A 24,002-nucleotide genomic window follows, 5' to 3' on the forward strand; every position below is an offset into this window, starting at 1 on the left:
AATGGATTACAAAAATCATATTACCGGATACAACCACAATAATTAGTAAGACAAAAAATTTAGAACAAGTGTTAGAGCAATTAAAACAAGTAGAAGGGATGACTTTTTTTGATGAAAAAACCAAAAATACAAAATATGGAAAAATATCTTCTAATGATATCAAGTTAGAAGAATTGGAGTTCAAAGATAAAAGTGGATTTTTATTTCTTAGCAAAAGTGTTTTTGGAGTCTATCATATCAGAGTTTTTGACAAAAATAAAATTTGTGTATTTGCAGGATATGTGGGATGGATTCATGTTAATGGACTCATAGAACAAATTGACTTGATTAGTCAAAAATTTTGTATACAATAAATTAAATATTACTATTACTAAAAGGTAAGCATTCAGGTCGAGGGGTTGACAAAAAGAGAAGAGTACGTAATGTAGAAGAATGAAAATTCGAGCAACTGCCATCTCAAAAACGAAAGAAGAGCTAGAACAGATGCCCAAAAGGGAAGACCCGCAAAGGATTTGGACGAGTAGACAGGTATGAAAAAGTAGAAGTGGAAGTATGTCCGGTGTGCGGGGGAAATCATTGGGAAAAGACATTGCGTAAAGTTTCTGGTGGCTCTCGTTCTTTCGAGGGGATGGAGCGTAGTGCTCTTCTTTTGAGTGTTATTCAATCTTGTCGCGCTCAAGGTCGTTCTGTTGTTGACTTTTTTCAACAGGCTCTTTCTTTGACGAGGGCATCCAATTCTACCTCTTTATCTCTGATTCCACAACCCAACTGAATCGGAGTCTTTTGTCAACCCCAAGACCTGAATCCTTACGATATCATTTCCACTAAATCTCAAAAACTCGAAGGTATTTATCAACGCAAATTAGAAGCCCTTGCCGAGTTAAAACAATCGATATTACAAAAAGCCTTCACCGGACAACTCACCCAATAGATTACCTATAATGTGGAAACCCCACCCCAAAAAAGACCATGCTGCTCCAAAAAATCATTGACGAAATCAAAGAAATCCCAGAGTCTCAACAAGAAGAGCTTTATCAACTCATTCAAGAATTCCGCCACCGAGCCAATAGCAACCAATCACCAGAACTCTACGAAACCCCCGACGAGGAAATTATTGAAGATATTCACCAAGCAATGAAAGAAGCAATTGCAGGTCAAACCATCCCTCTTTCTCAAATGTGGGAGGGCATTGATGTCGATGAATAAAAAGTCAATTTCTATCGAATTAACGCCACGATTCAAAAAAAGACTAAAACAACTTGCCAAACGCTATCGTTCTATTCAAAAAGATATTGAACCGTTAATTACGGAACTTCAAACGGGCAAAACCCCAGGTAATCAAATTCAAGGACTGAGCTATCCTGTTTTTAAAGCACGTGTTAAAAACAGTGACACAAAAACAGGCAAAAGTGGTGGCTATCGAGTCATCTACTATATCCAGTCTCCAACAGGTATCCTCCTTCTAACGATCTACTCTAAATCTGATCAATCCGATGTCAGTAGCCCAGCGATCGAAGACATCATTCGCCAATATCAAAGCTAGTCAATGAACGAAGCCGAAACCAGAGCCGAACTGATTGACCCCGCCCTCAAAGCCGCAGGCTGGGGAGTCGAACCCGAAAGCAAAATCCGCCGCGAAATGATAGCCCCCGGTCGTCTGGTCGGTTCAGGAAAGCGCAGCCGTCCCAAATCCTGCGATTATGTCTTGGTTTACCGTAACCAAAAACTAGCGACCCTGGAAGCCAAAAAACGCGAACTCCACCCCACCGACAGATTTCCAAGCCTATCTCTACTCTGATACTGACAAAGCCGCGCGATCGCAAAAATCGAGCTATCTACAAAATGCAAAAAGAGGACTCCCGCTAGAACACCCAAGTGTTTAGCGGTGAGAGTATGTCAAAATGTAGAAACCCCACCCCACAAGAACCATGCTACTCCAAAAAATCATTGACGAAATCAAAGAAATTCCAGAGTCTCAACAAGAAGAGCTTTATCAACTCATTCAAGAATTCCGCCACCGAGCCAATAGCAACCAATCACCAGAACTCTACGAAACCCCCGACGAAGAAATTATTGCAGGTATCAGAGAAGGAATGCGCCAAGCCCTCGCAGGTGAAGTGATTCCCCTCGAAAAAATGTGGGAGGGAATTGATGTCGATTAACGAACAAGCGATCGACATTAATTTATCCCCCCGCTTCAAAAAAGACCTCAAAACTTTAGCCAAACGTTATCGCTCTATCAGAAAAGATTTACAACCTCTCATAACATCACTCCAAGCAGACGATACCCCCGGCGATTCAAGAGATTGAGGGGCATTTTTGTGGAAATGTCCCTGTCCCTCTTATTTGGTTTTTGAGCAATATTGCTTTTTTACTTGACAATTATTTTGGCGATGTTATAATCTAGGTTGAGTATAAATAAATGGTTGGTTATTCTCATTGCTCCTGGATTGCAGTCCGGACAAATCCAGCAGCAATGAATCTAACTAACACCAACGCTGGGAAATCTCTTTTTCTCGCACCCCTTTCCTTTGATTAGGAATGGAACGGTCTTAGTTTAAACAACTTTCGTTTTTTTATGCTCCTTATTGCTTCAAAAATTTAGGAGTTTAATTTCGTGAACCCAAAACAAAAAAAGAACAGAAAGAAACAACTGCTTGCTAAGTACGGTAATAAATGTTGGTGGTGTTGCGAATCTTTTGATGAAAAGGATTTGACCTTAGATCATCTTCTTCCCAAAAGTAAAGGAGGCTCCGATTGTCTTGAAAATCTTCGTCTTGCTTGCTTAGAATGCAATCAAGAACGTGGTAATAGTTTGTTTCCGCCTTCTCGTTGTGTGAAACGCAAATAGAGCAATTCAATTATCGATTTCATCCATTATCCGACAGGGATTTAAAATCCCTGTCGAATGCCAAAAATTCATTAAAATGAATTGACAAAAATTGATTTTCTCGATATAATACAAAGCCGTCTTAAGAATCGGATTAACTTTTTAAGTGCCTTCTTTTCTATTGGAATTGAAGGCAGATTTTTATTGTATATAAAATTTTTACACCAATGCCTAAAAAATCGAAGAAAATTCCCACAATTAAAAATCAAGACTTACTCAAGCAAGCACTCACCCATCGTTCTTATGTCAACGAACACCCTGAAGAAGGAGATAATAATGAACGCTTAGAATTTCTCGGCGATGCTATTTTAGGATTCCTGATTGGCGAATTATTGTATCGACGTTATCCCCAAATCAATGAGGCCAAATTAACTCGGTTGCGATCGGCTTTAGTGGATGAAAAACAACTGGCAAATTTTGCTCGTCAGATTCAATTAGGCGATCGCCTGCGATTAGGAAAAGGCACAGAAAAAGACGGTGGACGCAACAAAGATTCTTTGCTGAGTGATACCTTTGAGGCTCTAATTGGCGCTTATTTCTTAGATTCCGGCATTGAAGCCGTGAGAAACTATATCGAGCTTTTATTTGTCGAAACGAGCGATCGCCTCGCTTCTCCCTCATCTCAAGCTAACTCTAAAAGTTTAATCGACTCTAAAAATCGCTTTCAACAATGGGCATTACAGGAGTATGGCGAAAATCCCGAATATTTTCTCATTGACGAACACGGTCCCGATCACGCCAAACAATTTACCACAGGAGTGCGGGTTAAAGAGCGTATCTTTGGAGTTGGAACTGATAAGCGTAAACAAGAAGCCGAAAAACGTGCCGCAGAAGATGCCCTCAAAAAATTGGGCTTTTTCGCCTGAATCAAGAGGGGAACTCTTCACGCTACAATCAAAATTAGAGCTTAATAAATCTTTATTAAAATGGTCGCAACTGCAAAACCTACCGATATCCCCCTCCTCACCCCTCTAGACTGGCAATGGCAAGGACATAATATTCGCTACACCGAGATGGGAGAAGGAAAACCCTTGTTACTCATTCACGGTTTTGGGGCATCTGTGGGTCATTGGCGCAAAAACATTCCCATTTTAGCCGCAGCAGGATATCGCGCGATCGCCATCGACTTGCTTGGGTTTGGTGCATCGGCTAAACCCAATTTGGATTATAGCCTTGAACTGTGGCAGCAACAGTTATTTGATTTTTGGCAAGAGAAAATTCAGGCTCCTACTGTCTTTATTGGCAATTCAATTGGGGGGTTATTAAGCCTGATGATGTTGGGGAATCATCCCGAATTGGCTCGCGGTGGGGTATTAATTAACTGTGCGGGGGGACTCAACCATCGTCCTGAAGAATTAAACTTTCCCTTGAGAACAATTATGGGCATCTTTACCAAAATTGTCGGTTCTCCCCTCATGGGTTCTTTTCTTTTTAATCGTATTCGCCAAAAACATCGCATTCGCCGCACTCTGACTCAAGTTTATCGCGATCGCACTGCCATAACCGAAGAATTGGTAGAAATGCTTTATCGTCCCTCCTGCGATCGCGGTGCGCGAGAAGTCTTTGCTTCTGTCCTCACGGCACCCCCAGGTCCAAAACCTGAAGATTTATTACTGCGAGTGCAATGTCCCTTATTAGTGCTTTGGGGAGATGCCGATCCTTGGACACCGATCGCCGGAGCCAAAATTTACCAAGACCTCGCCCAAACTAATCCAGATGTAGAATTTTACCCCATTACCGCCGCCGGTCACTGTCCTCACGATGAAAACCCCGATCGCGTCAATCAATTCATGCTTGAATTCTTGGCCAAGGAGAATCTGGCACGAGAATAAAAGCAGAATAAATCCTTCCGTTAAACTTAAGAAAAATACTCAAACCAGTGCATCTGAAGGGATAGAATGAGTCGCCAAGAAGGGGCAAAATGGGGTCAAGAAAGCCGGCATTGAAAAAGGAAAATTTGCAGACACATAATAGAGAGTTATTAATGGGCATCATTAATACTTCTCTAGATGGTATTGCTGTCATCAATACTGTCCAAAATTCGGACGAGGAAATTATTGATTTTTGTTGGTTGATGCTCAATCCAACAGCAACTCGTTTACTAGAATGTTCTCCAGAACAGTTACTTAATAGTTTTTTAAGTGATGCTACGCCAGAATTGCCCCTTGTTCGGTCCCTTGCCGATCGCCTCCAGGACTTCAAAACAGTTGCACTTACCGGACAACCTTTAGAGAGAGAAATTGTCACTCAAATTAGTAATGGAGCGCGAAAGTGGTTTCGCCTCTCAATTGTTAAGTTAGAGAGTAATTGTATTCTTACATTTCAAGATATTACCATCGCCAAAGAAAACGAAGAACGTTTAAGACTATTAGAAAAGGCAGTAGAAACATCGCAAAACGGAATTGCGATCGCCGATGCGCGGTTGCCAAACAATCCGATTATTTATTTGAATTCAGGTTTTGAGGATATTACAGGTTATACCAGAGAAGAGGTGCAAGGGAAAAATTTTGCCTTTTTGCAAGGGGAAGATCGGGAACAATCGGGAATACAAGAACTCAAACAAGCACTAGAGGAAGAACGAGAATGTCAAGTGACATTGCTCAATACTCGTCAGGATGGGAAACCCTTCTGGAACGAATTAACCGTGATTCCCGTGCGCGATCGCCAAGAAAAATTAACCCATTATATCGGCGTACAATCCGACATCAGCGATCGCATTCTGGCAGAAAATCAACTGCGACAAGTTAACGAACGTTTTAATACACTCTTTACCTCCAGTGCTGCCATTATTTATAGTTGCAAACTGCAATTATTGGCAGAAAAAGCAGAAATCGAGAGTGAAGAATCGGCAATTGAGAATCAGAGAAAGTTACCCATCATACTCAAGACAACATGGGTGAGCGAAAATGTTGCCTCTATTTTGGGTTACGATGTAGAAGATTATCTTGAGAGTCCCGATTTTTGGCTGCATCGCATTCATCCCCTCGACTGCGATCGCGTTTTGCAAGGATTATCTCGTTTCCTTTCTACTGGACATAGTGCCTGCGAATACCGTTTTCGTCACCGAGATGGGACTTATCGCTGGATTTATGACGAACTGCGCCTACTCTATAATGATGCCCTCGAAACGCCTGAAGCAGTAGGCTATTGGCTCGATATAACCCAACGAAAGCGAGCAGAATTGCAACTTGCAGCCTCGGAAGTCTCTCTCACTCACCTATTAGAAAAAGAAAAACAATATACCCAGCAACTCGATCTCAAAAATCAACGCTTGCAAGAAGAAATTCAAGAACGGGTTCGCGCTGAAGAAAACTTGCAGAACTCCCAACAACGTCTCGCGTTTTTCTTTGAGCAAATGCCTGTTGCAGCGATTGAATGGGATCTCGATCGCAAAATTATTGCTTGGAATCCTGGTGCTGAGGAAATTTTTGGTTACTCTACCGAGGAGATTATCGGACAAACTGCCGATTGCATCATTCCCGATCGCGCGAAAGAGCAAGTCAAAAAAATCTTTGTTAAACTTTTAGATAATCGTGGCGGTCATCACAGCATCAATAACAATATAACCAAAGCTGGCAAAAATATTGTTTGTGAATGGTTTAACACCCCTTTAAGTGACGAGAACGGTACCGTCATCGGGATTGTCTCCATCGGCGCAAATATTACCGAACGCCAACAGAGGGAACTCGTCGAAAGCACCCAAAATACAGTTTTGAGAATGTTGGCACGGGGTCACACTTTAACAGATGTCCTGACGGAATTTGTAACCCAAATCGATCGCCTCATGCCCGATCTGACGACTGCAACCATGCTTTTATCAGAGGATGGTCAGTATTTGCATTCTTGTATTTCGGCGAAACTCCCTCCAGAATACTTGCAGGCGATCGACCCTTTCGAGATCGGTCCCTATGCCGGCTGTTGCGGGACGGCGGCCTATTTCGGTCAGCGTGTTATTGCCGAAGATATCGAGACAAATCCACTCTGGCAACCTTTTAAACATTGCATTCTCCCTCACGGTTATCGAGCTTGTTGGTCAGAACCTATTATCTCCGATACAGGAGAAATATTGGGAACTTTTGCCTTTTATTTTACCGAACCGCGATCGCCAGACCCCCAAGAAATCACCATCGTTGAATCCATTGGACGTTTAGCGGCCTTAATTATCGATCGCAAGCAATCGGAAGTAGCATTACAAACCAGCGAAGAACGCTACGAATTGGCAACTAGAGCCGCAGGAGTAGGGGTGTGGGAATGCAATCTTCAAAATGGCGATTTATATATCGACCCCACCATTAAAGCCATTTTGGGCTATGGTGATGCAGAATTTGCCAACGATCCTGAAGTTTGGATCGAACACATTCACCCCGGCGATCGCGACAGTTCTAAAGCGGCCATGACTGCCTATTTTGCTGGAGAAAATCCCGAATATATCGATGAATATCGGATGTTACATAAAGACGGCTCAATTCGCTGGATTCTCTGTCAAGGGAGAGTTATTCCAGACGTGCAGGGAAATGCCTTTCAAATGGTGGGAACTCATACCGATATCAGCGATCGCAAACGCACAGAAATGGCGCTACAACAAGCTAAAGAAGAAGCAGAAAAAGCCAATCGAGCCAAAAGCGATTTTCTGGCTTCCATGAGTCACGAACTACGCACTCCTTTAAATGCTGTTCTCGGTTTTAGCCAAGTTTTAGCTCAAGAAGATTCTTTGACTTCCTCTCAACAAGAATATCTCGAAATTATTAATCGCAGTGGAGCGCATTTACTGACTTTAATTAATGATATATTATCTATGTCAAAAATTGAAGCCGGACGAGTGAACTTGAATGAAGAACAGTGCGATCTTTACTCTCTTCTCACCTCGATTCGGGATATGTTGACCATTAAAGCACAAACCAAGAACATAGAATTGATCGTCGAATATGCTCCTGATGTCCCGCAATACGTGCAAATTGATGAAGGAAAACTACGCCAAATCTTGATTAATCTTGTGGGGAATGGTATTAAATTTACCGATTTTGGCTGGGTCAAATTATCTGTTACCTGTCCCTCATCCACTGTTATCGATCGCCAACAAGATCGCCAACAAGATCGCCAACAAATTCGTTTTCAAGTCCAAGATACGGGATGCGGAATTGCAGAGGAAGATTTAGAAATTCTATTTAATCCCTTTGAACAAGCAAAAACTCAGCGTCACAAAATTGATGGAACAGGTTTGGGATTACCAATTAGTCGAGAATTTGTGCGTTTGATGGGAGGCGATATTTCTGTTAGTAGCGATCGCGATCGCGGTTCAACTTTTGCTTTTGAGATTCCTGTTTCCCTTGCTGAGAATAACTCTACCTTTTCACCATTCCAAACGAAACAAGCGATCGGTTTAATGAGAGAGTCTTTATCAACAACCCTACGCGCATCCGAACCTTATCGTATTTTAGTGGTCGAAGACATTATCGAAAGCTGTCAATTGCTCATTCAATTATTACAAAATGTGGGATTTCTCGTGTGTGAAGCTAAAAATGGTGTAGATGCAATAAAGCTCTGGAAGTCATGGGAACCCGATTTGATTCTAATGGATATTCGGATGCCTGTAATGGATGGCTGTGAAGCAACTCAGCGAATTCGCGAGCAAGAACAAGAAAGAGGGAATGATACAGTTAATTTGAAAAAAGTTCCGATCATTGCGATTACAGCCAGTGTTTTTGATGAAGATCGAGGCGCAATTCTAGCAGCAGGATGCGATGATATTATCGGCAAACCTCTGATCGAAGAAATTCTCTGGGAAAAGTTAACATTTTATTTACAACTGCATGAATGTTACGAACAAATACGGAGGGTGATTTCCTCAACTTCTACAACAACAATCTATCTCGATTTGAATCAGCAACAATTACAGATTATGTCCGCCAATTGGCGGAAAGAAATGGCTCAAGCAAGTTTAGAAATCGATTACGAGCAAATGAAAGAACTCGTGGCACAAATTCCCGCGACAGAAACTATTTTCGCCGATCGCCTCAGCCAATTAATCGATGATTATCGCGTTGATATTATCTTGGATTGGCTACAATCGGAGCAAAATGTAATGTGAGATACTTTTTTTCATTTTTCTTTACAATTATGGTGTTACTATTGATCTAATCTATTAAGGAAAAACTATTTAGGTTAAGTTTCCTTGCTAATAGAGAATTCAAGAACCGCCTTCACAAGATATTCACAATTATTATTCACGAGATATTCACAATAATTGTTCATAATAAACGGATAAATTAAAGTCCAAATTTTACACCTTGCAGAATTTCTTTAGCGTTTGAGGAAAATTTAATAATGTTAGTCTATATCGAGTCTTTAAAGCTACTCAGTCAACTCCCTAGCAGCTTTGGGTTTGTCCCAGAAATTTATGGATTAGGTTTACAGGGCATAGCCGATTTTACTCTCGCGATCGCCTATTATACCCTGCCTCTCATTCTCGTTTATTTCGTCGTTAAACGTCGCTCTGTTCCTTGCAATACAATTACTTTTCTCCTACTGGCATTTGCGATCGCAAGCGGAACATCATATCTCTTCTCTGGGGGGATGGGATTATCCTCCGTATATTCCTCAGTATTTTTAATGGGGAGCAAAGGGATAACCGCAATTTTAGGGGTTGCGATTTTGTTTCGTCTTATTCCCCTCTTACCCAAACTTTTCACCCTTCCCAGTGGCGATCGCCTCACCCTAATCAATCAAGTTCTGCAAAATGAAGTCAATCGACACAAACAATCGCAAATAGCCCTGAAACAACTCAACGAAGAATTAGAAAGTCGGATCGAAGAGCGTACCGAACAATTACAGAGTACCTTAGAACAGTTACAAGGGGAAATGTGCGAACGAAAAGAAATAGAAATGGCACTGCGGCGATCGAAAATGCAACTCCTCAAACAAAATAGTCAACTCGAAACAGCTCTGAAAGAACTCAGATCGACCCAAACTCAACTGATTCAGAGCGAAAAAATGGCCGGTTTAGGACAAATGGTCGCAGGAATTGCCCATGAAATCAATAATCCTGTCAATTTTATTCACGGTAACTTGGAATATTTGCAACCTTATATTCAGGATTTGCTGAATATTATTAGACTTTACCAAGAACAAGTTATCGATCCTTCTCCTCCTCTTCAAGAAGCCCTCGAAGAAGCCGATCTAGAATTTCTGCGAGAAGACCTACCGAGAATTTTAAAGTCCATGCAGGTTGGAACCGATCGCATTCAGGAGATTGTCAAATCCTTGCGGAATTTTTCCCGCTTAGATGAAGCTGAAATGAAAACAGCAAATCTTCATGAGGGTATTGACTCCACCTTGATGATTCTACAAAATCGCCTTAAAGCCAACGGAGAGAGACCAGAGATTAAGATAGACAAACAATATGGTCAACTGCCCCAAATAGAATGTCATCCCGGTCAACTCAATCAAGTTTTTATGAATTTGCTTGCTAATGCGATCGATGCGATCGAGGAAAAATATCAAGCTAACAAAGAGTTTAGCCCAGAAATTCAAATTAAAACCAACCTCAAAACAGCACCCACAGCCAAACTGCAAAACTATGTAGAAATACGCATTCTCGATAATGGCTGCGGTATGAGTGAAGAAACCCTTACTAAATTGTTCGATCCCTTCTTTACCACTAAACCTGTAGGTAAAGGAACGGGTTTAGGAGGTTCTATTAGCTATCAAATTATTATTGAAAAACATCGCGGTAATCTCCAATGCCGATCGCAGCGCGATCGCGGGACGGAATTTATTATTGAGATTCCCCTGTCCCAGTCTACCCATCACGCTACAATAGGGAAATATCAAGCTACTCCAAAGCACCCGACTCAAGGCTCTTTTCTAGTCGGTAACGGCGATTTTATCCCTCATTTTGCTCCCCATGCGATTTCTCCTTGTTGAAGATGACGAAATCCTCGCTCAAACCCTTAGTATGGCTCTTGTTGAACAGAATTACATTGTTGATTTAGCAAGAGATGGTGAAGAAGGTTGGGATTATGCGCGATCGTTTACTTACGACTTGATGCTGCTGGATGTTAGTTTGCCCAAATTGGATGGAATTGCCCTTTGTCGGCGTTTGCGAAGCGAAAATTATCATAATCCTATTTTGTTACTCACTGCTAAAGATTCTAGCGCAGATAAAGTAATGGGACTCGATGCTGGGGCAGATGATTATGTAGTGAAACCCTGTACCGTCCCAGAACTTTTTGCTCGCATTCGAGCTTTATTACGTCGTCTCAACAGTTCTGGTGCGCCGATTTTAGAATGGGGAGACTTGTCTTTAGACCCCAGTATTTGCGAAGCAAGTTGGCAAAATCAACTTTTACCTTTATCTCCGAAAGAATACGGATTGTTAGAGTTATTTTTGCGAAATCCCAAGCGAGTTTTTAGTAAAAGTGCCATTCTCGAACATCTCTGGTCTTTTGACGATCCTCCAGGAGAAGAAACCGTGCGGGCGCATATCAAAGGATTGCGTCGTAAAATGAGAATGGCTCAGGCTTTCGATCCGGTTGAAACCGTTTATGGTATGGGATATCGACTTAAGGAAATAGGGAATGAAAAAGTTGAGAATGAAGAGGAAGGAATCAGAGAAGAGAGAGAGAGAAAGAGAGAAAAAGAAACACAAAGCAAACAGAAGATAAAGGAACAGGATAAAGATGTACAAACATTAAATGCAGTGTCGCAAATTTGGGGACAATTTAAAGGTGCATTTTTAGAACGTCTTGAAGAGATAGAAAAGGCGATCGCGGCACTGTCGAGCAAAAATCTCAGCGAAATCATGCGGGACAATGCTGAAAGGGAAGCACACAAACTGATCGGTTCTTTAGGGATGTATGGTTTAACCCAAGGATCGAATTGGGCGCGAGAATTAGAATTAGCATTTATTGAGATCGGTAAAACATCAACAAGAACTGCTACCAAAGTAAAGATACAGCAATTACAAACCCTTGTACACCAAGTGCGCCAAGAAATTGAATCCAATGCTCAAATTGCCTCTCTTCAATCCTCCTTCTCTCATACCGCGATCGACAATACCTCAACCTCTGAAAATCAATCTCAGAATCAATTTCGGCATCAATCTCAAACTCAAGTTGTTTTACTCGTAGATGACGATCCGCTTTTAACGCAAGAATTGCAACAAGAAGCCTTAAAGTGGAATATTCGCATGGAAATTGCAGAAGATATTTATGGGGGGAGAGAGGCGATCGCAAAAGAACAACCGGCTTTAGTCTTACTCGATTTGGGTTTTCCGGCATCTCCTCGAGAAGGGTTAATCTTATTGAAGGAATTGAACGAACGAGATCCCGATCTGCCTGTATTGGTATTAACGGGGCTGAAAGGTTTTAATGAACGAGTTGCTGTAGCGCGTTTGGGAGGGAAAGGCTTTCTAACCAAACCCGTCTCTTCTGCTCAGGTTTTGGAAAAGGTAATAGAAGTCCTCGATCGCCAATCTCTGCCCCCTAAAACCATTTTGGCCGTCGATGACGATCCTTTATTATTAGCACGTTTAGAACAGTTTCTTGCTTCAGGAGATTACAACATTCAGACCCTGGGAGATCCGCGCTTATTTTGGGAAACCTTAAATGCGATCGTGCCGGATTTGTTGATTTTAGATGTGGAAATGCCCTATATCAATGGTATAGAACTATGTCAAGTTATTCGCAACGATCCCACTTGGAAATATATTCCGATTTTATTTCTTTCGGCCAACCGCGATCGCGAAACCATTCATCGCATCTATCAAGTTGGCGGAGATGACTATATCTGCAAACCCGTAACTGAACCGGAATTAATCACTCGCATTGTCAATCGTTTGGATCGTTTTTACCTCTTAGATAATTTAACGCGATCGCGATCGCATCAGAATTCCTAGTATAACCCGATCCGCCAGGGATTGAAAATCCCTGTCTCATACAAAAAATCCATTGAAATGGATTAGGATTATATTGAAAATCCCTGTCTCATACAAAAAATCCATTGAAATGGATTAGGATTATGGCGATCGCCCTTGCCCGCCAAAAAATCCTTGACAGACCACTAGTTTTCTCCTGTTTTATCTTAATCTCATTCCTGTGACAGCTAAAGGATCGCCACACCGAGAGAAACTCTTGCTCTTTCCCCATAGTCAAAGAGAATAACCTACAGGAAAAAGGGCAAATCATGCGTTTCTCACACCTTCTTCTCTATACCCTCGTCAGCTTCGCGATCGCCACCCCTCGGGCGATCGCCGAAACTTCTAATCTCAGCGTAGAAGCCCTACCCGACTTCTCGGAAACCGCTTCGGCTAATACATCCCGTCCTCAAATTACCCTTCCCGATCTTGCCGTCACCGCGACAAATATTCAAGTCAAAGGCGCAGATCCAGAATTACAAAAAATTGTTCTTAGCACGATCGCCACCCAACTCGGAAGCGCCACCAGTGAAAGTCTCTTACAAAATGACGCAAAAGCAATTTTAAGTACCGAACTTTTTGCCGATGTGCAGGTGGGTCATTTTGAAAGCAATAATGGTTGGGATATCGTTTATGAAGTACAACCCGCCATCGTGCGATCGCTGAACCTTCAGAATGCAAAAGTGTTGGATCGAGAAACAGCCGATCGCATTTTTGCCGATCAATTCAACCAACCCGTCAGCCCCAGTAAAATTAACGCCAGTATCGCCCAATTAAATCAATGGTACGAAGAAAACGGCTATGCGATCGCGCAAGTTCGTGATGTTCGTACTACTAGAGAAGGTTTATTAAATATTGATGTCGCCGAAGGAGTCGTGCGATCGGTGAATGTAACTTTTCTCGACAAAGAAGGACAAATCACCAAAGGACGCACTGATGAAGACTTTATTAAACAACAGTTACAAGTTCAACCAGGAGAAGTTTTTCAAGTCGCCACAGCCCAGGAAGATTTACGCAAACTCTATCAACTGGGTCTCTTTCAGAATGCCAATATTGCCCTTGATGGGGATGCAAATCAATTGGATGTAAATTACCAACTCAGCGAAGATTCCGCGCGAGGAGTTAGCGCAGGGGGCGGTTATAGCGAATCTACGGGGATTTTTGGTACTGTGAGTTATAACGATCGCAACATTGGCGGTATTGGTCAAACCCTCGGGCTAGAAATTACGGCGGGGACTCGGGATCTGCAATTCTCCAGCAATTTTGGCAGTCCTTATCGCGCCACTAACCCCGATATGCCTGGCTATAATGTGAACGCTTTTCGCAATCGCGGTATTTCCACGAACTTTCAGGAAGAAGTGCTTTTGGCGAATGGCGATCGCCCCCGAGAAGGACGCTTTGGCGGTGGTGTCAACTTTAATGCTCCCGTGGGAGAATGGCAAGCCAGCGCCGGATTAAATTACGCACAAGTGAGCATTCGAGATAGTGACGGCAATCTCGCCTCGAGCGATCGCTATGGAAATGCCCTCTCTGTGACGGAAAAGGGTATTGACGACCTCGTGACCGTTCAAGCCGGAATCAGCCGCGATTTGCGCGATAATCCCAGCAATCCGACTTCTGGTTCTGTCCTGAGCGTCTCCACAGAACAATCTCTTCCTGTGGGTCAAGGTACGATTTTATCCAATCGCCTCGAAGCCAATTATTCTCACTTTACCCCGACTCAGATATTTGACGAAAAAAATCCCGAAGTCATTGCCCTCAATGTACAAGGAGGAACAACTATTGGCGATCTTCCCCCTTATCGCAACTTTACCCTAGGGGGGACTAACTCCGTGCGGGGTTATGATTTCGCTGAATTGGGAGGAAGTCGCAGTTATTTTCTCGCTTCTGCTGAATATCGCGTTCCTTTGTTCGCCTCTCCGGTAACGGGAGTGCTTTTTGCAGATTTTGGCACTAATTTAGGGTCTTCCAGTCCAACATTAGGAGAAAATGGGGTAGAGGAAATCGCCAAAGGCATCGGATTCGGCTATGGTGCGGGTATTCGGCTTAATTCCCCCGTAGGAGTCATTCGCGCTGATTTTGGTTTAAGCGATCGCGGTGACAGTCGCCTTCATTTTGGCATTGGTCATCGTTTTTAATATCAAATCCGGTTAAACAACCCAAAAACTGTAGGGACGTTGCGTGCAACGTCCCTACAGTTGGATTTAGGGGGCTGGTGCGTAAGTCCCATAAATATTGTTTAACACGGCTTCAACTTGAGCGGGAGAAGCCGAAGCAATAAAAAGACAAGGATAAACGGCGGTTTGCCAATCTAAATAGCTCAAAACCTTACAGCGATCGCCCGTTGGCTGAAATTGAATCTTGAGAGATTCATGGGCGATCGCCACAATATCAAAATGCTGTTCCCCTGGTTTTGAATAGAGAGGAAACCCCGATCGCGGACAAATAATTTCCGTGGGAAAATTGCTCAATTCTCGAACAGTACGCCCTAATAATAAGAATTGCCCTAATAATCGCTCTTTTTCTCGGGCGATCGCCTCACTTTCCGCCACCAATTCTGCTTGAGCCTGAAATAGCACGATCGCCACAGTCTCAAGCAGACTGGGAAAACCGGGGAGTAATTGCGACCGATGTTCGAGGAGGTAAGGAGAAGGCGAGGTGAGATGAATGTGAATATTTAACCCCGTGGTTCGATCTTGAAATTCTTTTAACATTTGCCTGTAGGGGTTTGGTCTCCAAACCCTAATGCGTAAGTCCTAGTTAATTTGTAGCACTCTTTGAGAACGCCGTTTTTAGGAAAAAATATTCAGGCGATCGCAAATCGATTCAACAATTGCCAGAAATCGGACTAAAATCAATAGAGGAGATGCTCTAAAAAACGCGATCGAGGAAAGCGAAAATGGTCAATTTCGGGTGGAACTCAGCCAGTATTCTCGGCCTTTTCTTGGCCGTATCGGGAGCAGGATTATACTTTCTGCGCTCTATACGTCCAGAATTGTCGCGAGATTACGATATATTCTTTTCTGCCGTAGGACTCGCTTGCGGCGTAATTCTTTTATTTAATGGCTGGCGACTCGACCCCATTTTACAATTCAGTCAGTTTTTACTCGCTGCATCTACTGCATTTTTTGCCTTTGAAACCGTGCGTTTGCGCGGTTTAGCCACAGAACAAGCCAAGCGCGGGACCCCCATCGTGGATGACGATCGCCCCGTCAGTCGCTCTTATAAGGCGTATAGAGAGCCGGGTTATGACGAACTAGAACCTGAATGGGAAGCGCGAGTCAACCGCCGTCAATTAAGAGGTAGTCCCGAACGTCGTTCCGACTATGAAGAAGAGTCCCGACGCAGCCGCAGCAGGGGAATAGACGATCGCGAACCTCCCCGCAGCAGCCGTAGCAGCCGCAGTGTTCGCCCTTCTTCCCCATCCTCCCCATCCTCCCCATCTCTTCCACCCCCCCCATCCCCCAGGGATAGGGATCGATACCGCGATCGCCCTTCTTCTCGTCCCGCCAAGAATGATCCCTATCCCGATACCGATCGCTATTCAGATAACTATGATGAATGGGGAGACGACTGGGAAGAACCGGGAAGCGATCGCGAACCTCCTGCTAACTACGACGATCGCCCCTCCCGAGAACGTCCTTCTCGTCGTCCTCCCGTCAGCGATCGCGACCCCGAAACCCCAAGGCGATCGCGCCCGAGTCCTTCTCGTCCTTCCTCTCCTACTCCTACTCGCGGCAGTTCTTCTCGTCCCCTCTACGAGGATGAAGAACCTGCTCCTTATGTCGATTATGTGGACTATAGCGAGGCGAGAGACGACAGAGACGAAGATTTTGATGATTTCGAGGGTTCTGATGAGGAACGCGCTGATTTTGACGATTTCGAGGGTTCTGATGCAGGCGATCGCTATGAAGATCGCAACGATAGCGATAATGATGAAGACTGGGAAGAAGATCGCAAAAAAGGCGATCGCTTTGATTACTAAGCGAGGTTTTTTCGGCTTATTTCTCGCGATCGGTCTGCTGGGTGGCTGCGGGGACTCTACTCCCCAACTGGGTTCGGTTTCCCTCAACAGTCGCTATAATGACCAAGAACCGGCTCTAAGTGGTGATGGCAAATTGTTGGCTTTAGTCACCAATAGAAATGGAATTTCGCAAATTGCTGTTTATAGCTTGCAACAAAAACGCTTTTTGGATTTACCTGGCTTAACTCGCAACGGCCAAATTGCGGAAAGTCCCAGTCTCAGCAGAACTGGGCGTTATTTGGTTTATTTGGTCAGCGATCGCGGTCGTCCGGCGATCGCTTTTTACGATCGCGCGATCGCCAAAGCGGATATTTTGACGACTTCTTACCGAAATTGGATTCGCAATCCTAAAATTAGTCCAGATGGTCGCTATGTTGTCTTTGAAACGTCTCGTCGGGGTCAATGGGATATTGAGGTGTTGGATCGCGGACCCGATATTGAGTTGGATGTTATCGATGGCACACCGTTATTTTAGTGGCGATGGGGGTCTTTATTAAATTGCTGAAACAATATTTGAGAGTTTTAGTTATTTTCTCGACTATTTTAGCCGGGAGTTGCGGGGGATATCCGCGACTGTTGCAGTTTCCTTACGATACGGGAGGCCGGGGTTTAAATAGTCCTACGGTGGAACTGATGCCTCATATTTCTGATGCTAATATTGTTTTTGTGTCCGATCGCAATGGTTCCCAAGATGTCTATTTATTTGATGCCGATCGCCGTCAATTGGTAGAGTTGCCAGGCTTAAATTCTTTAAATGCGATCGCCTCAGATCCGTCAATTTCTGAAGATGGTCGTTATATTGCTTTTACCTCGAGTCAATTAGGGGTTTCCGATATTTATCTCCACGATCGCGAAACAGGATTAAACCTCAATTTAACCAAGAATTTACAAGCAGAAGTACGCCATCCGAACATTAGTTCTGATGGTGCTGCGATCGCCTTTGAAGCCAATCGTAACGGACAATGGGATATTTTGATTTACGACCGTTTTGGCAAGGCGATCGATTAAATAATTAGGATTTACCCATTAGCAGGCAAGATGCCCGCACTACTATAACAATAATAGAATACGGGAGTGGGAGCGTCTCGCTCCTTGGCTGCGTAAGTCCTAATAATATCTTTTAATTCTACACTAATTTTTGCCCACAGTGGGTAATTCTTCGGGTTGGGAAAAACTAAAGTCATTGAAAGAAACATTGGTAAAATAAGCCTTGTTCTCTTTTTGATAAAAAAGAACCAGGGTTTCGCGATCGATAACTTTGTATCCCAATATTCTTTTGATATCTGTCAATATTTCCCGATATTCTAAACCATCTGGTTTGCTGAGAGCAATGGAGAATAAGTCATTATTATTCAGAGTTTTATTCTCATCGGTATCTTCTTTAACAATAGAATACAAAATCGCGAGAACGGGGTTGGGTTGACTTTCTAGCGTAGGTTCTGCAATTGTATTATCGCTAATAATTAAATACTCATTACTTTCGAGTAACCAGTGTCTTTTCCCTGTTTCGCTATTAAAAAAGAGAAAATTTCTAGTTGAGTCCGTTGTTTTCTGATAGGAAGCGCGATCGTAAGATTGGTGAGAAGAAAGCGGAAGCATTAAATAAGGGGTTGCAGTTATTTCTCTGACTTCTCCAAAGCGCAAGTCTTCTTCAATTTCACTCTCTTGATTAAGATTAACAACATTACTAACTTGACGTTCCCTCGTGATACTTCCCAGAATACTGAGGGCAGAAAATCCCAGGACGGCGATCGCCAATAGTCCTGTACCCATAATTATAATGGCATTGAAACGCCAAATCAAACGAAAAACTTTATTCTTTTCCATAACAATAATAATTGGGTTTGAAATTTTTGGTTTATTAGTCTTCTCCTTATATTACACAGTGATTTTAGTCTTTATGTTGAAATAAAAGTTAAAAAAAGGGGAAATTTGCTTTAATGTCATAGAGAGGGGCAATCTCATTACCCCCAGCTTAAAACTAATTCGAGAAAATGGCTTATGTTAAAAGCATTAATTTTTGATGTTGATGGAACCCTTGCAGAAACCGAAAGAGATGGGCATCGCATTGCCTTTAATCGTGCTTTTGCCGCAGCAGGATTAGACTGGAATTGGTCACAAGAACTTTACGGTAAACTTTTACCCGTCCCAGGAGGAAAAGAGCGCATTTGCTTCTATTTAAACTATTATTGCTCTGATTTTCAAGAACCCGATCGCCTCGAGGAATTTATCGCTGATTTGCACTACAGTAAAACGCAATATTATCAAGATTTATTACGAAGGGGTAAAATCCCCTTGCGTCCTGGAGTCAAACGCTTAATCGATGAGGCACGCGATCGCAATTTTCGTTTGGCGATCGCCACCACCAGTTCTTATCCCACCACTATCGCCTTGCTAGAAAAAACCCTCGATCCAGCTTGGTTTGAAACGATCGGGGCTGGAGATATTGTGCCGAGAAAAAAACCCGCACCGGATATTTATTTATATGTTTTAGAAAAATTGAATTTAGAACCCTCAGAATGTGTTGTTTTTGAAGATTCAGAAGCAGGTTTACAAGCTGCAACTGAGGCAAATTTAAAAACGATTATTACTGCCAATAATTATACAAAAAGTCATAATTTTGCCAAAGCAACCCTAATTCTCAATGGTTTAGGAGAACCCGATCGCCCGTTTTTATCTTTGCGCGGTAGTGTTGGCGATCGCAATTATGTAGATATATCGTTACTGGAATCTTTATGATTAAAATTAAAGAATCTAAGGAGCGATCGCAATGCCAAAAAAATACCAATTTACAGCTATCCTCGAACGAGAAGACAATGGATATGTCTCTCTTTGCCCAGAATTAGATATTGCGAGTCAAGGAGATACTATCGAACAAGCTAAAGCCAACTTACTTGAAGCAGTAGAACTTTTCCTTGAAATTGCTTCTCCTTCAGAAATTCAAAATCGCCTTAAAAATGAAATTTTGATCTCTCATCTAGAGGTATCTGTTGGGTAAACTACGAGTTTTATCGGCAAAGAAAATTTGCAAGATTTTACAAAATAATGGCTTTGTTGAAATTCGACAGTCTGACTTACCTCGTTCTTTATTTGAAGTTTAAATTAACCCACACCGGATATTTATTGATCTGTTTTAGATTTGGCGATCGCAATTATGTAGATATATCTTTGTTACAATCCTTGAAGGTGAGGCGATCTCTAGGGAGCTAAAATAGTAACCTAAATAATAAATTAGTCCTCAGCGCGATCGCGACAAGACCGTATCACAAAAACTCATGTTTAATTTCTCTAAATACAAAAAATTCTTAGCCTTCATTTCTCTGAGTTGCTTACTGGTTATTCTACTGGCAACTTGCACTCAAACCGTCCCCGAGTCATCGGAAATTCGCATTGGTTTAATTGCTCCTTTTAATGGCGATGCCGCAGAAACCACCGGAAATCCTACGGAACGCGGCGCTAAATTAGCCATTCAACCTATCAATGACAAGGGCGGTTTAGAAATTGATGGCAAAAAATATCAAGTCTCTTTAATTATTAAAGACGATCGCGATAATCCCGATGAAGCGGCTGCGGTTACTAATGAATTAATTAATCAAGAAAAAGTAATCGCGATCGTTGGACCCCCTCGCAGTCGTAGCGCTATTCCTGCTGCCGAAGTCGCCGAACGCGCTAAAATCCCCATGATTAGTACAAAATCAACTAATCCCCAAACGACAGCAAATAAAGAATATGTTTTTCGGGTTATTTATACCGATGCACTCCAAGGAAAGGCGATCGCCCGTTTCTCAACGCAAGATTTAAAGATAACTAAAGCAGCCGTTCTTTATGATGTTGCTAACGATTACAGTCGAGATTTAGCAACTATTTTTAAACAAGAATTTGAAAATTTGGGGGGGCAAGTTGTTGCTTTTGAGAATTATACCACAGATGTTCAAGATTTTCAAGTTCTCTTAACAAAAATTCGCGAAAGTAAAGCAGAATTAATCTTTTTGCCCAACTATGCAGAAGAGGTCGCAAAACAAGCGAAACAAATTAAAGAACTGGGTTTAAATGTTACTTTAATTGGCGGTGATTCTTGGGGGTCTTTATTAGAAGAAAGTTATACTGACCTTGAAGGTGCATTTCTGGCAGAAGTTTGGACAGTAGATTTACCCAATCCTGAAAATAAACACTTTCTTGAAGAATACCATAAAACTTATCAAGAACCCGTTAATAGTCATGCTGCCTTAACTTATGATGCCGTTAATCTTATTTTAGAGATCGCCCAGAAACAAGGAAAAGCCGATCCCGAATCCATTCGCGAGGGACTGGCTCATCTGAAAAATTACCAAGGTGCAACGGGAAGTATTTCTTACGAGGGAAGCGGCGATCCCGTAAAAAGTTTGGCGATCTTACAAATCAAGAATAATAAGTTAGAATTTTATCAGCAAATCGATCCTTAACTAACTGTTTTTTACGGTTTAAATCGCTTATGTTGTGGCGCAAACTTTTCTCATTCGCGATCGCGGGATTTCTCTTGGTTATTCTTCCTGTTTCTTGTTTCTCTCCTGCTACAAAAACGCCGGAAATTCCGATTGGTTTGATTGTACCTTTAACAGGAGAAGTTTCTGAACTAGCTGGAGGAGATTCAGTCAGAGGGGCTGAACTTGCTGTTAAGGAAATTAACGATACTGGAGGCTTAAAAGTTGGCGATCGCCAACAAAAAGTTAAACTATTAATTGAAGACGATCGCGATCTTCCCGATGTGGCGATCGCGGCTGCTCGTAAATTAATTTATCACGATGAAGTTGTGGCTTTAGTAGGATTGCCCTTGAGTCGAATTGCCATTCCCGTTGCTAAAATTGCGGAAGAATCACGAATTCCTACCATTAGTAGTTGGTCGAGTAATCCGGAAACAACTGCTGGGAAAAAATATGTTTTTCGCGTTGTTTATACTGACGATTTTGCTGGGAAGGCGATCGCGCGTTTAGCTCGCAACGAATTAAACTTTAGGACAGCCGCCGTCTTGTATGATATTGCCAGCGAATATAATCGAGGCTTGGCGGAATTTTTTCAACAGGAATTCGAGAAAGTTGGCGGAAAAGTAGTTGCATTTGAATCTTTTACCACCAATGAAACAGATTTTACTGCTCAACTCAATCGCATTCGCAATAGCCAAGCCGAAGTTTTATTTTTACCCAATTATCCTACGGAAATTTCTCGACAGATCGAACAAATTCAAAAACTCGATCTCAAGATTGAGTTATTGGGTTGCGATACTTGGTCATCTTTACCTATAAGCGATCGCCTGCATTTAGAAGGCGCATTTTTTACAGATTTATGGAGTCCAGAATTAGAAGATTCAAAAACACAGCAATTTATTCAAGATTATCGCCTTGCTTATGGGGAAATACCACCAACAGTTGCAGCTTTAACTTATGATGCAATGGGTTTACTTTTTCAAGCCATTGCATCCCAAGGAAAGATAGACCCAGAATCGATTCGTCAAGGATTAGCCAATACTCAGCGCTATCATGGTGTGAGTGGAAAACTGTTTTATCCCGATAATGGCGATCCTCAGCGAAGTATTTTGATGATGCAGTTTAAAGAAGGTCAAGCGACGGTTTACAAAATTATAGAACCCGACAGCATTCCTTAAATGGTGCTTAAATTAAGCGATCGCATATTGCTTATCCTACAAATTTGACCCTCGCAATTCCGCGATCGCAAATTTTCAAGACTATAATTTTGGAAAGTTTCACGAGAAAGCACAAAGGCCGATTCGATTTTATGAATTTTTGGAAACAAAGCCTCATGTCAAGGCTAATTAGTGCCTTTTCTCTCCTGTCACTGGTCACAGTTTCCAGTGCAGGGGCGATCGCTTTTATTCGTGGGAGAGCCGAAATTGAAAAATTAGTTTTTGAGCGCTTGGAAGTGACCGCAACTTTAAAAGAAGAAGCCTTAAATTTATGGGTGGATAACCAGCGCGAGGCCGTCGCTTCCCTCGCTCGCGTCCCGGAAATCCGCGATCGCGCCGGGAAATTGCTCAAACCGGAATTAGTAGACCAGGAGGCGGTTTATAACAGCTTGCGGGAGTATTTAGACTCCATTCGCGCCACCAAACCCGAGTTTTTAGAACTGTTTATTTTGAGCGATATTGGCGGTCAGATTTTAGTGTCCACCGATCGCGATCGCGAAGGACAATATAGAGTTAAAGATCGCTATTTTACGGAAGGCCGCCAACGAACATTTGTACAAAATGTTTATCCCTCCTCCGCAACAGGAAAACCCACCATGACCATTGCCACCCCCCTTCAGGATAGTCAAGGTACAAAAGTAGGAGTTTTAGCTGCTCAGTTAAATCTCGAAAAAATGGACAGTATCATTTTTGAGCGCACGGGGTTGGGAGAAAGTGGCGAATCTTACTTAGTCGATCGCTTTAATTTATTTGTTTCGGCAGATCGCTTCGGACGGAAAGAATACCCCAAAGGTGTTCACTCTCGGGGCATCGATCGCGCCTTGCAGGGGGAAGATGGGAAAAATTTGTATCGCAACTATGCAGATATTCCCGCCATCGGTGTTTATCGTTGGATGGAGGAGCGAGAGTTAGGGTTATTAGTGGAGATGCAGCAATGGGAAGCCTTTGCCCCCGCACGACGACTGGTATGGACGATCGTACTATCTGGATTAGTTTTGGCGGTTTTGTTGGTCGCAATTGTTTATATTTTGGCCAAACAAATTACCGCTCCTATTTTGGCGATCGCCGATGTTGCTGTCAAAGTCTCTCAAGGGGATCTATCCCTCACTGCACCGGTTTTAACAGAGGATGAAGTCGGCAAATTAGCCATAAGTTTTAATCAGATGACCGCCAGAATGCAGCACAAAATTTTGCAATTGGAGAATGAGCAGAAAAAATCGGAAGATTTGCTCCTGAATATTCTACCCCAACGGGTAGCGGAGCAGTTAAAAGCAGGACAGGGGACGATCGCGGAAAGTTTTGCCGATGCGACGGTGCTTTTTGCCGATTTAGTTGGGTTTACCGCTCTTGCCTCTCAAATTCCACCTAGGGAATTAGTGAGATTGCTTAATGATATTTTTTCCACGTTTGATGAGTTGGCAGAACAATACGGATTAGAAAAAATTAAGACCATTGGTGATGCTTATATGGTGGTAGGAGGCATTCCTACCCCCAAAGA

At 42.6% G+C, this 24,002-nt stretch carries 22 protein-coding genes and 3 pseudogenes; 23 read left to right on the forward strand and 2 right to left on the reverse strand.

From position 1 onward, the window contains the following. The 15 genes and pseudogenes from VB714_RS03445 to VB714_RS03510 form a co-directional block, all read left to right on the forward strand. A pseudogene (locus tag VB714_RS03445) lies at positions 1-353 on the forward strand (hypothetical protein); the annotation flags it as partial. Between the two features lie 191 nt (positions 354-544). After that, positions 545-772, forward strand: coding sequence for a hypothetical protein (locus VB714_RS03450; RefSeq protein WP_416309594.1), 228 nt, complete (start codon positions 545-547; stop codon positions 770-772). 57 nt (positions 773-829) lie between these two features. Beyond that, positions 830-931, forward strand: a pseudogene (locus VB714_RS27285) (restriction endonuclease subunit S); the annotation flags it as partial. Between the two features lie 38 nt (positions 932-969). Further along, positions 970-1,206, forward strand: coding sequence for a hypothetical protein (locus VB714_RS03455; protein WP_323221206.1), 237 nt, complete (start codon positions 970-972; stop codon positions 1,204-1,206). Then, on the forward strand, positions 1,193-1,543 hold the full coding sequence (locus VB714_RS03460; protein WP_323221208.1) for a type II toxin-antitoxin system RelE family toxin: 351 nt from the start codon (positions 1,193-1,195) through the stop codon (positions 1,541-1,543). The genes VB714_RS03455 and VB714_RS03460 overlap by 14 nt, the downstream gene beginning before the upstream one ends. A gap of 3 nt (positions 1,544-1,546) precedes the next feature. After that, positions 1,547-1,771, forward strand: a pseudogene (locus VB714_RS03465) (type I restriction endonuclease subunit R); the annotation flags it as partial. A gap of 157 nt (positions 1,772-1,928) precedes the next feature. Continuing rightward, on the forward strand, positions 1,929-2,162 hold the full coding sequence (locus VB714_RS03470) for a hypothetical protein (RefSeq protein WP_323221212.1): 234 nt from the start codon (positions 1,929-1,931) through the stop codon (positions 2,160-2,162). Next, positions 2,152-2,310: a hypothetical protein gene (locus tag VB714_RS03475; protein WP_323221214.1), complete on the forward strand. Its 159-nt coding sequence runs from the start codon at positions 2,152-2,154 to the stop codon at positions 2,308-2,310. The genes VB714_RS03470 and VB714_RS03475 overlap by 11 nt, the downstream gene beginning before the upstream one ends. Positions 2,311-2,617: 307 nt before the next feature. Further along, a complete protein-coding gene (locus VB714_RS03480) occupies positions 2,618-2,851 on the forward strand; it encodes an HNH endonuclease (RefSeq protein WP_323221216.1) in 234 nt (77 codons plus the stop codon). Between the two features lie 206 nt (positions 2,852-3,057). Continuing rightward, complete coding sequence (gene rnc, locus VB714_RS03485; RefSeq protein ID WP_323221218.1) at positions 3,058-3,756, forward strand: ribonuclease III; 699 nt, start codon at positions 3,058-3,060, stop codon at positions 3,754-3,756. Between the two features lie 60 nt (positions 3,757-3,816). Beyond that, positions 3,817-4,722: an alpha/beta fold hydrolase gene (locus tag VB714_RS03490; RefSeq protein WP_323221220.1), complete on the forward strand. Its 906-nt coding sequence runs from the start codon at positions 3,817-3,819 to the stop codon at positions 4,720-4,722. A gap of 152 nt (positions 4,723-4,874) precedes the next feature. Further along, positions 4,875-8,978: a PAS domain S-box protein gene (locus tag VB714_RS03495; protein ID WP_323221221.1), complete on the forward strand. Its 4,104-nt coding sequence runs from the start codon at positions 4,875-4,877 to the stop codon at positions 8,976-8,978. Positions 8,979-9,214: 236 nt separating this feature from the next. Beyond that, complete coding sequence (locus tag VB714_RS03500; RefSeq protein WP_323221223.1) at positions 9,215-10,813, forward strand: sensor histidine kinase; 1,599 nt, start codon at positions 9,215-9,217, stop codon at positions 10,811-10,813. Then, positions 10,794-12,785 (forward strand): response regulator, encoded by a 1,992-nt coding sequence (locus VB714_RS03505; RefSeq protein ID WP_323221224.1) that lies wholly within the window; start codon positions 10,794-10,796, stop codon positions 12,783-12,785. Before VB714_RS03500 ends, VB714_RS03505 begins: the two co-directional genes overlap by 20 nt. A 287-nt stretch (positions 12,786-13,072) precedes the next feature. Then, a complete protein-coding gene (locus tag VB714_RS03510; RefSeq protein WP_323221226.1) occupies positions 13,073-14,941 on the forward strand; it encodes a BamA/TamA family outer membrane protein in 1,869 nt (622 codons plus the stop codon). Between the two features lie 66 nt (positions 14,942-15,007). Here VB714_RS03510 and VB714_RS03515 read toward each other — a convergent pair whose 3' ends face one another. Next, positions 15,008-15,517, reverse strand: a complete 510-nt coding sequence (locus VB714_RS03515; protein WP_323221228.1) for a hypothetical protein — start codon at positions 15,515-15,517, stop codon at positions 15,008-15,010. A gap of 185 nt (positions 15,518-15,702) precedes the next feature. Between VB714_RS03515 and VB714_RS03520 the strand changes: the two genes are divergently transcribed. Genes VB714_RS03520 through VB714_RS03530 form a run of 3 tightly spaced genes read left to right on the forward strand, consistent with a single transcriptional unit; the run spans position 15,703 to position 17,835 of the window. Beyond that, complete coding sequence (locus tag VB714_RS03520; protein WP_323221230.1) at positions 15,703-16,788, forward strand: Ycf66 family protein; 1,086 nt, start codon at positions 15,703-15,705, stop codon at positions 16,786-16,788. Beyond that, the gene (locus VB714_RS03525; RefSeq protein ID WP_416309595.1) at positions 16,739-17,302 is read left to right on the forward strand and encodes a TolB family protein; all 564 of its coding nucleotides are present in this window, start codon (positions 16,739-16,741) and stop codon (positions 17,300-17,302) included. The genes VB714_RS03520 and VB714_RS03525 overlap by 50 nt, the downstream gene beginning before the upstream one ends. 5 nt (positions 17,303-17,307) lie before the next feature. Further along, on the forward strand, positions 17,308-17,835 hold the full coding sequence (locus VB714_RS03530) for a Tol biopolymer transporter periplasmic protein (protein WP_323221234.1): 528 nt from the start codon (positions 17,308-17,310) through the stop codon (positions 17,833-17,835). Positions 17,836-17,958: 123 nt separating this feature from the next. On the opposite strand, the gene VB714_RS03535 is transcribed toward VB714_RS03530, so the two are convergent. After that, on the reverse strand, positions 17,959-18,654 hold the full coding sequence (locus tag VB714_RS03535; RefSeq protein WP_323221236.1) for a hypothetical protein: 696 nt from the start codon (positions 18,652-18,654) through the stop codon (positions 17,959-17,961). A gap of 174 nt (positions 18,655-18,828) precedes the next feature. Between VB714_RS03535 and VB714_RS03540 the strand changes: the two genes are divergently transcribed. The 5 genes from VB714_RS03540 to VB714_RS03560 all read left to right on the forward strand — a co-directional run. Further along, a complete protein-coding gene (locus VB714_RS03540) occupies positions 18,829-19,566 on the forward strand; it encodes an HAD family hydrolase (protein ID WP_323221238.1) in 738 nt (245 codons plus the stop codon). Between the two features lie 31 nt (positions 19,567-19,597). After that, complete coding sequence (locus VB714_RS03545; RefSeq protein ID WP_323221240.1) at positions 19,598-19,825, forward strand: type II toxin-antitoxin system HicB family antitoxin; 228 nt, start codon at positions 19,598-19,600, stop codon at positions 19,823-19,825. Between the two features lie 277 nt (positions 19,826-20,102). Further along, positions 20,103-21,269, forward strand: coding sequence for an ABC transporter substrate-binding protein (locus VB714_RS03550; RefSeq protein WP_323221242.1), 1,167 nt, complete (start codon positions 20,103-20,105; stop codon positions 21,267-21,269). 29 nt (positions 21,270-21,298) lie between these two features. Continuing rightward, complete coding sequence (locus VB714_RS03555) at positions 21,299-22,465, forward strand: ABC transporter substrate-binding protein (RefSeq protein WP_323221244.1); 1,167 nt, start codon at positions 21,299-21,301, stop codon at positions 22,463-22,465. A 155-nt stretch (positions 22,466-22,620) separates the two neighbouring features. Then, on the forward strand, positions 22,621-24,002 hold a 1,382-nt coding region (locus VB714_RS03560), incomplete at its 3' end, for an adenylate/guanylate cyclase domain-containing protein (protein WP_323221246.1).

It is taken from the genome of Spirulina sp. 06S082 (assembly GCF_034932145.1).
Taxonomy (GTDB): domain Bacteria; phylum Cyanobacteriota; class Cyanobacteriia; order Cyanobacteriales; family Spirulinaceae; genus CCY15215.

Bases quoted from the DNA above. Each gene is read 5' to 3' on its own strand.
- VB714_RS03455 (WP_323221206.1), top strand. From the start codon at position 970: ATGCTGCTCCAAAAAATCATTGACGAAATCAAAGAAATCCCAGAGTCT.
- VB714_RS03460 (WP_323221208.1), top strand. From the start codon at position 1,193: ATGTCGATGAATAAAAAGTCAATTTCTATCGAATTAACGCCACGATTC.
- VB714_RS03470 (WP_323221212.1), top strand. From the start codon at position 1,929: ATGCTACTCCAAAAAATCATTGACGAAATCAAAGAAATTCCAGAGTCT.
- VB714_RS03475 (WP_323221214.1), top strand. From the start codon at position 2,152: ATGTCGATTAACGAACAAGCGATCGACATTAATTTATCCCCCCGCTTC.
- rnc (WP_323221218.1), top strand. From the start codon at position 3,058: ATGCCTAAAAAATCGAAGAAAATTCCCACAATTAAAAATCAAGACTTA.
- VB714_RS03490 (WP_323221220.1), top strand. From the start codon at position 3,817: ATGGTCGCAACTGCAAAACCTACCGATATCCCCCTCCTCACCCCTCTA.
- VB714_RS03495 (WP_323221221.1), top strand. From the start codon at position 4,875: ATGGGCATCATTAATACTTCTCTAGATGGTATTGCTGTCATCAATACT.
- VB714_RS03500 (WP_323221223.1), top strand. From the start codon at position 9,215: ATGTTAGTCTATATCGAGTCTTTAAAGCTACTCAGTCAACTCCCTAGC.
- VB714_RS03505 (WP_323221224.1), top strand. From the start codon at position 10,794: ATGCGATTTCTCCTTGTTGAAGATGACGAAATCCTCGCTCAAACCCTT.
- VB714_RS03510 (WP_323221226.1), top strand. From the start codon at position 13,073: ATGCGTTTCTCACACCTTCTTCTCTATACCCTCGTCAGCTTCGCGATC.
- VB714_RS03515 (WP_323221228.1), bottom strand. From the start codon at position 15,517: ATGTTAAAAGAATTTCAAGATCGAACCACGGGGTTAAATATTCACATT.
- VB714_RS03520 (WP_323221230.1), top strand. From the start codon at position 15,703: ATGGTCAATTTCGGGTGGAACTCAGCCAGTATTCTCGGCCTTTTCTTG.
- VB714_RS03525 (WP_416309595.1), top strand. From the start codon at position 16,739: ATGAAGACTGGGAAGAAGATCGCAAAAAAGGCGATCGCTTTGATTACT.
- VB714_RS03530 (WP_323221234.1), top strand. From the start codon at position 17,308: ATGGGGGTCTTTATTAAATTGCTGAAACAATATTTGAGAGTTTTAGTT.
- VB714_RS03535 (WP_323221236.1), bottom strand. From the start codon at position 18,654: ATGGAAAAGAATAAAGTTTTTCGTTTGATTTGGCGTTTCAATGCCATT.
- VB714_RS03540 (WP_323221238.1), top strand. From the start codon at position 18,829: ATGTTAAAAGCATTAATTTTTGATGTTGATGGAACCCTTGCAGAAACC.
- VB714_RS03545 (WP_323221240.1), top strand. From the start codon at position 19,598: ATGCCAAAAAAATACCAATTTACAGCTATCCTCGAACGAGAAGACAAT.
- VB714_RS03550 (WP_323221242.1), top strand. From the start codon at position 20,103: ATGTTTAATTTCTCTAAATACAAAAAATTCTTAGCCTTCATTTCTCTG.
- VB714_RS03555 (WP_323221244.1), top strand. From the start codon at position 21,299: ATGTTGTGGCGCAAACTTTTCTCATTCGCGATCGCGGGATTTCTCTTG.